Origin of the sequence: Streptomyces sp. NPDC059010, assembly GCF_042740355.1 — a bacterium.
In the GTDB taxonomy this organism is placed as follows: Bacteria; Actinomycetota; Actinomycetes; order Streptomycetales; family Streptomycetaceae; genus Streptomyces.
Genome location: NZ_JBHYJA010000029.1, coordinates 18,970 through 30,229, shown reverse-complemented (window position 1 = coordinate 30,229; position 11,260 = coordinate 18,970). Strand labels below are relative to the sequence as shown.

General features: G+C 69.2%; 8 protein-coding genes. 6 read left to right on the top strand and 2 right to left on the bottom strand.

What is annotated here, in order from left to right; translation table 11 throughout:
* Positions 1 to 211: 211 nt before the first annotated feature.
* The 4 genes from secD to relA all read left to right on the top strand — a co-directional run bounded on the left by secD (position 212) and on the right by relA (position 6,711).
* On the top strand, positions 212 to 1,966 hold the full coding sequence (gene secD, locus ACFWYS_RS28505; protein WP_384774843.1) for a protein translocase subunit SecD: 1,755 nt from the start codon (positions 212 to 214) through the stop codon (positions 1,964 to 1,966).
* A gap of 1 nt (position 1,967) precedes the next feature.
* Positions 1,968 to 3,092 carry a protein translocase subunit SecF gene (gene secF / locus ACFWYS_RS28500; protein WP_384774840.1) on the top strand — a complete coding sequence of 375 codons (1,125 nt, stop codon included), beginning with the start codon at positions 1,968 to 1,970 and terminating at the stop codon, positions 3,090 to 3,092.
* The gene (locus tag ACFWYS_RS28495) at positions 3,089 to 3,628 is read left to right on the top strand and encodes an adenine phosphoribosyltransferase (protein ID WP_384774837.1); all 540 of its coding nucleotides are present in this window, start codon (positions 3,089 to 3,091) and stop codon (positions 3,626 to 3,628) included. The genes secF and ACFWYS_RS28495 overlap by 4 nt, the downstream gene beginning before the upstream one ends.
* Before the next feature lie 545 nt (positions 3,629 to 4,173).
* Positions 4,174 to 6,711, top strand: coding sequence for a GTP pyrophosphokinase (relA, locus tag ACFWYS_RS28490; RefSeq protein WP_384774834.1), 2,538 nt, complete (start codon positions 4,174 to 4,176; stop codon positions 6,709 to 6,711).
* Between the two features lie 135 nt (positions 6,712 to 6,846).
* Here relA and ACFWYS_RS28485 read toward each other — a convergent pair whose 3' ends face one another.
* The gene (locus ACFWYS_RS28485) at positions 6,847 to 8,076 is read right to left on the bottom strand and encodes a DUF349 domain-containing protein (RefSeq protein WP_384774831.1); all 1,230 of its coding nucleotides are present in this window, start codon (positions 8,074 to 8,076) and stop codon (positions 6,847 to 6,849) included.
* A gap of 135 nt (positions 8,077 to 8,211) precedes the next feature.
* Positions 8,212 to 9,030 (bottom strand): peptidylprolyl isomerase, encoded by an 819-nt coding sequence (locus tag ACFWYS_RS28480; RefSeq protein WP_384774828.1) that lies wholly within the window; start codon positions 9,028 to 9,030, stop codon positions 8,212 to 8,214.
* Between the two features lie 180 nt (positions 9,031 to 9,210).
* Here ACFWYS_RS28480 and ACFWYS_RS28475 point away from each other — a divergent pair, with 180 nt between their 5' ends.
* Together ACFWYS_RS28475 and hisS are read left to right on the top strand one after the other, a co-directional pair.
* A complete protein-coding gene (locus ACFWYS_RS28475; RefSeq protein ID WP_384774825.1) occupies positions 9,211 to 9,918 on the top strand; it encodes an MBL fold metallo-hydrolase in 708 nt (235 codons plus the stop codon).
* Positions 9,919 to 9,929: 11 nt separating this feature from the next.
* Entirely contained in the window at positions 9,930 to 11,192 is a 1,263-nt protein-coding gene (gene hisS / locus ACFWYS_RS28470; protein WP_384774822.1) for a histidine--tRNA ligase, read from the top strand.
* Positions 11,193 to 11,260: the final 68 nt, after the last annotated feature.

Below are 11,260 nucleotides of genomic sequence, written 5' to 3'. Positions count from 1 at the left end.
CCCCTCCCGCGGGGGTGACCGGCCCAACCGTCTCTCTCTCTCCCCACACCCCGCCGTTCGCCGGCCTGCTGGTGACGCTCGCGGGGGGGGGGGGGCGCGCCCCCCCCCCCCCCGCCCTGGGGCATGCCGACTTCGCACGGAGTCCCGAACCATGTCATGGCCGCCAGCCCGTTGACCTGGCGCTGGGCGGCCCGAGAGGGAGTACGAGAAGGTGGCAGCACCTAAGAAGGGCCGGAACGCGAGCGCCCAGAGCAAGCCAGGGCGCTCGCTGGCCCTCATCCTGATCGCCATCGCGGCGCTCACCGGAGGGATGTTCGCCTCGGGGCACACCACTCCGCGTCTTGGTATCGACCTCGCCGGGGGCACGAGCATCACGCTTCGTGCGGAGGCCGAACCCGGCCAGGAATCCGCGATCAACAAGACCAATATGGACACCGCGGTCCAGATCATGGAGCGCCGCGTCAATGGTCTGGGTGTCTCCGAGTCCGAGGTTCAGACCCAGGGCGACAGGAACATCATCGTCAACATCCCCAAGGGCACGAACGCCAAGGAAGCCCGGGACCAGGTCGGCACGACCGCCAAGCTCTACTTCCGCCCGGTCCTCGCCACCGAACTCTCCGGCGGCGACGCGGCGGCCACCCCGACGCCGAGCGCTTCCAGCAGCGCGTCCGGCGACTCCGGCGACAAGGAGAAGGCGACCCCCTCCGGCTCGTCCAGCCCCTCGCCGAGCTCCACCACCCAGGGCCGTGCGGTCACCGACGCCCTGAAGGCCGACAGCACGCCGTCCACGGGCGCCTCCGACAAGGCCTCCCCGTCCGCGAGCGCCAGCCCGAGCGGCGACCCGGCGGCCAGCAAGCTCCAAGCGCAGTACGCCGCGCTGGACTGCACGAAGCAGGCGGTCCGCGCCAAGGCGGGAGACGGCGTCAAGCCTTCCGACCCGACCGTCGCCTGTGGAAAGAACTCGCAGGGCCAGTGGCAGAAGTACGTCCTCGGCCCCGCCGAGGTCGACGGCACGGACGTCGACGAGGCCAAGGCCGTCTGGAACACGCAGAACGCCGCGGGCTGGACCGTGACCATGCAGTTCACGTCCGGCGGCAGCAAGAAGTTCGCCGCCATCACCGGCAAGCTGGCCAAGAACCAGTCCCCGCAGAACCAGTTCGCCATCGTCCTGGACGGCGAGGTCGTCTCCGACCCGTACGTCAAGACGGCCCTGAGCGGCAGCGCCGAGATCTCCGGCAACTTCGACCAGGCGTCGGCCGAGAGCCTCGCCAACATGCTGTCGTACGGCGCCCTGCCGCTGACCTTCAGCGAGGACAGCGTCACCACGGTGTCACCGGCGCTCGGCGGTGAGCAGCTGAAGGCCGGTCTGATCGCCGGTGCGATCGGTCTCGCCCTGGTCGTCATCTATCTGCTGGTCTACTACCGCGGTCTGTCGATCATCGCGCTCCTGTCGCTGCTGACCTCCGCGGCCCTGACCTACACGATTATGTCCGTGCTCGGCCCGACGATCGGTTTCGCGCTGAACCTGCCGGCCGTCTGCGGTGCCATCGTCGCCATCGGCATCACAGCGGACTCGTTCATCGTCTACTTCGAACGGGTCCGGGACGAGATCCGCGAGGGCCGCTCGCTGCGCCCCGCGGTCGAGCGGGCCTGGCCGCGTGCCCGGCGCACCATCCTGGTCTCCGACTTCGTGTCGTTCCTCGCCGCCGCGGTGCTGTTCATCGTCACCGTCGGCAAGGTCCAGGGCTTCGCGTTCACGCTCGGCCTGACCACCCTGCTCGACGTGGTCGTCGTCTTCCTGTTCACCAAGCCGCTGCTCACGCTGCTGGCCCGCACCAAGTTCTTCGGGAACGGCCACCCCTGGTCCGGCCTCGATCCCAAGCGACTGGGCGCCAAGCCGCCGCTGCGCCGCACCCGCCGTCCCGCCCACCCTGCCGCAGGCCCTGTCGACCCGAAGGAGGCGTGAGATGTCGAAGCTCGGCAACCTCGGCGCCCGACTGCACCGTGGCGAGGTCGGCTACGACTTCGTCGGCAACCGCAAGATCTGGTACGGCATCTCGATCCTGATCACCATCACGGCCATCGTCGGCCTGGCGGTGCGCGGCCTGAACATGGGTATCGAGTTCCAGGGCGGCGCGGTCTTCAACACCCCGAAGACCAGCGTCTCGGTGGCGAAGGCCCAGGAGTACGCGGAAGAGGCGTCCGGCCACGACGCGATCGTCCAGAAGCTCGGCAGCGGCGACAAGGCCACGCTGCGCATCCAGGTCGCGGGCATCGACACCAACCAGGCCGACAAGGTCTCGGCGGAGCTGGCCGACAAGCTGGGCGTCGCGGAGAAGGACGTCACCGGCGAGCTGGTCGGCCCCAGCTGGGGTGAGCAGATCGCCACCAAGGCCTGGCAAGGTCTCGTGATCTTCCTGGTCCTCGTGGTGATCTATCTGGCGATCGCCTTCGAGTGGCGGATGGCACTCGCCGCGTTCGTCGCCCTGATCCACGACATCACCATCACGGTCGGCATCTACGCCCTCGTCGGCTTCGAGGTCACGCCGGGCACGGTGATCGGTCTGCTGACGATCCTCGGTTACTCGCTCTACGACACGGTCGTCGTCTTCGACAGCCTCAAGGAGCAGACGAAGGACATCACCAAGCAGACCCGCTGGACGTACAGCGACATCGCCAACCGCTCGATCAACAGCACCCTGGTCCGTTCCATCAACACCACGGTGGTCGCGCTGCTGCCGGTGGCCGGCCTGCTGTTCATCGGTGGCGGGTTCCTCGGCGCCGGCATGCTCAACGACATCTCGCTGTCGCTGTTCGTCGGTCTCGCGGCCGGTGCGTACTCCTCGATCTTCATCGCCACGCCGCTCGTCGCCGACCTCAAGGAGCGCGAGCCGCAGATGAAGGCCCTGAAGAAGCGTGTACTCGCCAAGCGCGCCCAGGCCGCGACGCCGAGCGGGTCCGCGAACGCCGAGGTCGCCGACGAGGCGTTCGACGACGAGCCGGAGGACGCCGCCCCCGCGGTAGTCGGCCCGCGCAACCAGCCCGCGTCCCGTGGCCGGGGCCGTGGCCGACCCTCCGGGAAGCGCCGATGACCGAGGTCAAGGAGCTCCTGCTCAGCCGTATCCGCGATGTGGCGGACTACCCGGAGCCGGGGGTGATGTTCAAGGACATCACCCCGCTCCTGGCGGACCCGGCGGCGTTCACGGCGCTCACCGACGCGCTGGCCGAGATCGCCGGGAACACCGGCGCCACGAAGATCGTCGGCCTGGAGGCCCGCGGCTTCATCCTGGGCGCCCCGGTCGCCGTCCGTGCGGGCATCGGCTTCATCCCCGTACGCAAGGCGGGCAAGCTCCCCGGGGCGACCCTCAGCCAGGCGTACGACCTGGAGTACGGCTCAGCCGAGATCGAGGTGCACGCCGAGGACCTGACCGCGGGCGACCGCGTCCTGGTCATCGACGACGTCCTGGCGACGGGCGGCACCGCCGAGGCCTCGATCCAGCTGATCCGCCGGGCCGGCGCCGACGTGGCCGGCCTGGCCGTCCTGATGGAGCTGGGCTTCCTCGGCGGCCGCGCCCGCCTGGAGCCGGCCCTGAGCGGAGCCCCGCTGGAGTCGCTGCTCACCGTCTGAGCCCACGGTCCGAGCCGGGCCGCTCCACGCGAGGCACCGACCCCGCGCGGGGCAGCCCACCGCAGCACCCGATGCCGCGCGCCTGCACATCAGGCGCGCGGCATCCTTGTGCGGCGACCGGCAGACGGCGCACGACTGCTTCCGCCCCGCGCACACGGGCGCCCCCTTGCCCCACGCATATGCCTCACGCGCCCCCGAACACCACAGCCCATCCGACGCCGCTGCCTCACACTCCTCACCCGCGCCTCCGGCGTCCCGCACCGCACCCGGCGCCCCCTCGTCCCAGTGGCGTGAAACCGGCGGTTCACCGCACATCCAGGCCGTACGCGAGAGGCCGTACGCAAGCCCCGTGACAGCCGCAGGCAACGCTCACGCCACCCTCAGGACACGGTCGGGCAGGCGCGGCGGAATCCCGCTGGAGCCTCTCGCGTTTCTCCGGTAGACGGCCCTCACATCGGCCTGAAGGCGATCCTGCGGCTCAGGATCGCTACCATGGGGTCTCCGGAACCTGACCGGGGGACCCGGATCGCGCACGAGGAGCCCTCTTGCCAGACGAGGCCCAGCACCTGACCGCCGCCAAGCCCGAGTCCGCCTCGGCATCCACGGCGAAGCCCGCGCCGAACGCGTCGCACGCGAAGAACGACCCGCGCGGGGCGGTCGAACATGCCCAGTCCGCGCCCGTCGACAAGCCGGCCGACCAGGCGCGACCCAAGCCCGCCCCGCCCGAGCGGCCCCTGAACACGCCTGCGGCCCGCCCGAACACCGGTCAGCCCGCCCGCTCCGGCTCCTCCAACCGCGTCCGGGCCCGTCTCGCCCGCCTCGGCGTCCAGCGCTCCAACCCGTACAACCCGGTGCTTGAGCCGTTGCTGCGCATAGTCCGCAGCAACGACCCGAAGATCGAGACCGCCACGCTCCGCCAGATCGAGAAGGCCTACCAGGTCGCCGAGCGCTGGCACCGAGGCCAGAAGCGCAAGAGCGGCGACCCGTACATCACCCACCCGCTGGCGGTCACCACCATCCTCGCCGAGCTGGGTATGGATCCGGCCACCCTGATGGCGGGCCTGCTGCACGACACCGTCGAGGACACCGAGTACGGCCTCGACCAGCTCCGCCGCGACTTCGGTGACTCCGTCGCCCTGCTCGTCGACGGCGTCACCAAGCTGGACAAGGTCAAGTTCGGCGAGGCCGCCCAGGCCGAGACCGTGCGCAAGATGGTCGTAGCCATGGCCAAGGACCCCCGCGTCCTGGTCATCAAGCTCGCCGACCGCCTGCACAACATGCGCACCATGCGCTACCTCAAGCGCGAGAAGCAGGAGAAGAAGGCGCGCGAGACCCTGGAGATCTACGCGCCGCTCGCCCATCGCCTCGGCATGAACACCATCAAGTGGGAGCTGGAGGACCTCGCCTTCGCGATCCTCTACCCCAAGATGTACGACGAGATCGTACGGCTGGTGGCCGAGCGGGCACCGAAGCGTGACGAGTACCTGGCCATAGTGACCGACGAGGTCCAGCAGGACCTGCGCGCCGCCCGTATCAAGGCGACCGTCACCGGCCGCCCGAAGCACTACTACAGCGTCTACCAGAAGATGATCGTCCGCGGCCGTGACTTCGCGGAGATCTACGACCTGGTGGGGATTCGTGTACTTGTCGACACGGTCCGCGACTGCTACGCCGCCCTCGGCACCGTGCACGCGCGATGGAACCCGGTTCCCGGCCGGTTCAAGGACTACATCGCGATGCCCAAGTTCAACATGTACCAGTCGCTGCACACGACGGTCATCGGCCCCAACGGCAAGCCGGTCGAGCTCCAGATCCGCACCTTCGACATGCACCGCCGCGCCGAGTACGGCATCGCCGCGCACTGGAAGTACAAGCAGGAGGCCGTCGCCGGCGCCTCCAAGGTGCGCAGCGACGTGCCCAAGGCCGGCAAGGGCAAGGACGACCACCTCAACGACATGGCGTGGCTGCGCCAGCTCCTCGACTGGCAGAAGGAGACCGAGGACCCGGGCGAGTTCCTGGAGTCCCTGCGCTTCGACCTGTCCCGTAACGAGGTCTTCGTCTTCACCCCGAAGGGCGATGTCATAGCGCTGCCGGCCGGGGCCACCCCGGTCGACTTCGCGTACGCCGTCCACACCGAGGTCGGCCATCGCACCATAGGCGCGAGGGTCAACGGACGTCTGGTCCCGCTCGAATCCACCCTGGACAACGGCGACTTGGTCGAGGTCTTCACCTCGAAGGCGGCCGGCGCGGGCCCCTCCCGCGACTGGCTCGGCTTCGTGAAGTCGCCGCGCGCCCGCAACAAGATCCGGGCGTGGTTCTCCAAGGAGCGCCGCGACGAGGCGATCGAACAGGGCAAGGACGCCATCGTCCGCGCGATGCGCAAGCAGAACCTGCCGATCCAGCGCATCCTGACCGGCGACTCCCTGGTCACGCTGGCGCACGAGATGCGCTACGCCGACATCTCCGCGCTGTACGCGGCGATCGGCGAGGGACATGTCTCCGCGCAGAACATCGTGCAGAAGCTCGTCCAGGCTCTCGGCGGCGAGGAAGCCGCCACCGAGGAGATCGACGAGTCGGTTCCGCCCACCCGCGGTCGCAGCCGTAAGCGCCGCTCCAGCGCCGACCCAGGTGTCATCGTCAAGGGCGTCGAGGACGTGTGGGTCAAGCTGGCCCGCTGCTGTACGCCCGTACCCGGCGATCCGATCATCGGCTTCGTCACGCGCGGTAGTGGCGTATCGGTTCACCGCAGCGACTGTGTGAACGTGGAGTCACTGTCCCGCGAGCCCGAGCGCATCCTTGAGGTCGAGTGGGCGCCGACGCAGTCCTCGGTCTTCCTGGTCGCCATCCAGGTCGAGGCCCTCGACCGCTCCCGACTCCTGTCGGACGTCACCCGCGTCCTGTCCGACCAGCACGTCAACATCCTCTCCGCGGCCGTCCAGACCTCCCGCGACCGCGTCGCCACCTCCCGCTTCACCTTCGAGATGGGCGACCCGAAACACCTCGGCCACGTCCTGAAGGCGGTCAGGGGCGTCGAGGGCGTCTACGACGTGTACCGCGTGACCTCGGCGCGCAACCGGTCGTAGGACAGCTGAGGCAGACCACGAGAAGGGCCCCGTACACGACGTACGGGGCCCTTCTCGTCGTATGACCTACGTATGACCTACGTATGACCTACGTGCGACCTACGAATGATCTACGAACGACCGGCGAACCGCCTGTCAGCCGCCGAACTCCTGCAGGCCCTTCAGAGCCTGGTCGAGCAGCGCCTGGCGGCCCTCCAGCTCCTTCTCCAGCTTGTCGGCCTTGGCGTCGTTGCCCTGGGCGCGCGCCTGCTCGATCTGGCCCCGCAGCTTGTCCACGGCGGCCTGGAGCTGACCGGTCAGCCCCTCGGCACGCGCGCGTGCCTCCGGGTTGGTCCGGCGCCACTCGGACTCCTCGGCCTCCTGGATGGCCCGCTCGACCGCGTGCATCCGGCCCTCGACCTTCGGACGGGCGTCGCGCGGTACATGGCCGATGGCCTCCCAGCGCTCGTTGATCGAGCGGAAGGCGGCACGCGTGCCCTTCAGGTCGCCGATCGGCAGGAGCTTCTCGGCCTCCTCGGCCAGCTCCTCCTTCAGCTTCAGATTCTCGGCCTGCTCGGCGTCGCGCTCGGCGAAGATCGAGCTGCGGGCCGCGAAGAAGATGTCCTGGGCGCCGCGGAAGCGGTTCCACAGGTCGTCCTCGTGCTCGCGCTGGGCGCGCCCGGCGGCCTTCCATTCCGACATCAACTCGCGGTAGCGCGCGGCCGTCGGACCCCAGTCGGTCGAACCCGACAGCGACTCGGCCTCGGCGACCAGCCGCTCCTTGGTCTTACGGGCCTCCTCGCGCTGCGCGTCCAGCTGCGCGAAGTGCGCCTTGCGGCGCTTGGAGAACGCCGACCGGGCGTGCGAGAAGCGGTGCCACAGCTCGTCGTCCGACTTGCGGTCGAGCCGCGGCAGGCCCTTCCAGGTGTCCACCAGGGCCCGCAGCCGCTCGCCGGCGGCCCGCCACTGGTCCGACCGCGCCAGCTCCTCCGCCTCGGCGACCAGCGCCTCCTTGGAGTGCCGGGCCTCGTCGGACTGCTTCGCCCGCTGCTGCTTGCGCTCCTCGCGCCGCTTCTCGACCGTCTCGACCAACTTGTCCAGACGGGTCCGCAGGGCGTCCAGATCGCCGACCGCGTGATGGGCGTCGACCTGCTCACGGATGTGGTCGATCGCGGTCTGGGCGTCCTTCGCCGACAGGTCGGTGGTCTTCACTCGCTTTTCGAGGAGGCCGATTTCGACGACCAGGCCCTCGTACTTGCGCTCGAAGTAGGCCAACGCCTCCTCGGGGGAGCCGGCCTGCCAGGAACCGACGACCTGCTCGCCGTCGGCCGTACGCACGTACACGGTCCCCGTCTCGTCGACGCGGCCCCACGGGTCGCTGCTCACAGCGCCTCCTCCACATGATGCCTGCGAGGGGCTTGTGCTCCCCCGGGCATCGTCCACAGTTTCGTCACGGCCAACATAGGCGACCGGCGGGTTGCCTGTCCGCATCCCGCGCGACCGAAATTTCGCAGTTGGCGGTCAGGATTTGGTGACCGTCGCCTTGTTGATCACGACCGTCGCGACGGGCGCCCCGTCGCCCTGCCCGGTGGTCTCTCCGGCGGTGGCGATCTTCTTGAGGACCTTCATGCCGGATTCGGAAACGGTACCGAACGGTGTGTAGCTCGGCGGGAGCTGACTGTCCTGGTAGACCAGGAAGAACTGGCTTCCGCCGGAGTTCTTCTGTCCAGTGTTGGCCATCGCGATGGTGCCCGCCGGGTAGATGTTGTTCTTGAGGCTCTTGTCCTTCAGATTCTCGTCCGGAATCGTGTACCCGGGACCGCCCGTGCCGGTGCCCGTCGGGTCGCCGCACTGCAGCACATAGATGCCGTTGGTGGTGAGCCGGTGGCACTTGGAGTGGTCGAAGAAGCCCTTGCCGGCGAGGAATTCGAACGAGTTCACCGTGTGCGGGGCGGCCGACGCCTTGAGGGCGACGTCTATGTCGCCGCACGTTGTCGCGAGCTTCATCGTGTACTTCGCCGACTTGTCGACGGTCAGCTCCGGCTCCTTCTTCCAGGTCGCCGTCTTGACCTTGCCCGCGGCCGGCTTCTCGCACGGATCCGTGGGCTTGTCGCTCGCGCTGGGTGTGACCTCCGCGCTCGCGTTCCCCTTGCTGTCCTCGTCGCCCTTGAGGACCCCGGTCGTGTACAGCGCGAGGCTGCCGATGATGATCACTCCGAGAACCGACGCGATCACCGAGTTGCGCATGTTCGCCTTGCGCCGGGCGACCGTGCGCCGCTGCTGCTGCCGCAAGAACTTCTCCCGGGCGAGCTGACGCCGCCGCTGCTCCTGGGTGACCACCGGGTTCTCTCCTCATGCCTCGTGTGTGTCGACCGGTACGCGTGCGCCGCTTGTGCCGATCGCCTGCGTGTGACCCGTACCGTATATGGGTTCGCTGAGGAATCGGCAGCGCCGGTAGGCTCTGACGACAGGCGGAGCCCGCCGACAAACCACCTGTGTCGACACAAACGAAGGACGATCGTGCTCATTGCCGGGTTCCCCGCCGGGGCCTGGGGGACGAACTGTTATCTCGTCGCCCCCGCCGCCGGTGAGGAGTGCGTGATCATCGACCCGGGCCACGAGGCGGCCCCAGGAGTCGAGGAAGCGCTGAAGAAGCATCGGCTCAAGCCCGTCGCCGTCGTCCTCACCCACGGACACCTCGACCACGTGGCCTCGGTCGTCCCGGTGTGCGGCGCGCACGACGTACCGGCCTGGATCCACCCCGAGGACCGGTACATGATGAGCGACCCCGAGAAGGCGCTCGGCCGCTCCATCGGCATGCCGCTGATGGGCGAGCTGACCATCGGGGAGCCGGACGACGTCAAGGAACTGGCCGACGGCGCCAAGCTGGAGCTGGCCGGGATGGAGCTCACGGTCGCGCACGCGCCCGGCCATACCAAGGGGTCGGTGACCTTCGGCCTGCCCGAGGCGGCGGACATCCCGTCGATCCTGTTCTCGGGCGACCTGCTGTTCGCCGGCTCCATCGGACGCACCGACCTGCCCGGCGGTGACATGGCCGAGATCCTCGACTCGCTGGCCCGCGTGTGCCTGCCGCTCGACGACTCGACCGTGGTGCTGTCCGGCCACGGCCCCCAGACGACCATCGGCCAGGAGCGCGCCACCAACCCCTATCTGCGGCAGGTGGCCGCCGGCCTGGGAGCCCAGGAAGCTCCCCGACGAGGAATGTGACGAGACCTTCCGTGAGCACCTTCAAGGCCCCCAAGGGCACGTACGACCTGATCCCGCCGGACTCCGCGAAGTACCTCGCGGTCCGTGAGGCGATCGCGGCCCCCCTGCGCAACTCCGGCTACGGCTACATCGAGACGCCCGGCTTCGAGAGCGTCGAGCTGTTCGCGCGCGGTGTCGGCGAGTCCACCGACATCGTGACCAAGGAGATGTACGCCTTCGAGACCAAGGGCGGCGACCGGCTCGCCCTGCGCCCCGAGGGCACGGCCTCCGTCCTGCGCGCGGCGCTTGAGGCCAACCTGCACAAGGCGGGCAACCTCCCGGTCAAGCTCTGGTACTCGGGCTCCTACTACCGCTACGAGCGCCCCCAGAAGGGCCGCTACCGGCACTTCTCCCAGGTCGGCGCCGAGGCGATCGGTGCCGAGGACCCGGCGCTGGACGCCGAGCTGATCATCCTGGCCGACCAGGCCTACCGCTCGCTCGGCCTGAGCAACTTCCGGATCCTGCTCAACAGCCTGGGCGACAAGGAGTGCCGCCCGGTGTACCGCGCGGCCCTCCAGGACTTCCTGCGCGCCCTGGACCTGGACGAGGACACCCGGCGCCGCATCGACATCAACCCGCTGCGCGTCCTCGACGACAAGCGCGAGTCGGTGCAGCAGCAGCTGACCGGCGCCCCGCTCCTGCGCGACTACCTGTGCGACGCCTGCAAGGCGTACCACGAGGAGGTCCGCGAACTGATCACGGCGGCGGGCGTCTCCTACGAGGACGACCCCAAGCTGGTGCGCGGCCTGGACTACTACACGCGCACGACCTTCGAGTTCGTCCACGACGGCCTGGGCTCCCAGTCCGCGGTGGGCGGCGGCGGCCGCTACGACGGGCTGTCCGAGATGATCGGCGGCCCCGCGCTGCCGTCCGTCGGCTGGGCCCTCGGCGTCGACCGCACGGTGCTCGCCCTGGAGGCGGAGGGCGTGGAGCTCCAACTCCCGTCGTCCACCAGCGTGTTCGCCGTGCCGCTGGGCGAGGAGGCCCGCCGCGTCCTGTTCGCCAAGGTCACCGAGCTGCGCAAGGTCGGCATCGCGACGGACTTCTCCTACGGCGCCAAGGGCCTCAAGGGCGCCATGAAGAACGCCAACCGCAGCGGCGCCCGCTACACGATCGTGGCCGGCGAACGCGACCTCGCCGAGGGCGTCGTCCAGCTCAAGGACATGGAGTCCGGCGAGCAGGCGGCCATCGGCGTCAACGAGATCGTGGCGGAACTGGAAGCCCGACTGGGCTGATTTCCGGAGCGCTCAATTCCGTGGGGGGGGGGCCCGAGGGCGCCCCCGCCCGTCAGTGAGTGCTTAGT

Bases quoted from the DNA above. Each gene is read 5' to 3' on its own strand.
- secF (WP_384774840.1), top strand. From the start codon at position 1,968: ATGTCGAAGCTCGGCAACCTCGGCGCCCGACTGCACCGTGGCGAGGTC.
- ACFWYS_RS28495 (WP_384774837.1), top strand. From the start codon at position 3,089: ATGACCGAGGTCAAGGAGCTCCTGCTCAGCCGTATCCGCGATGTGGCG.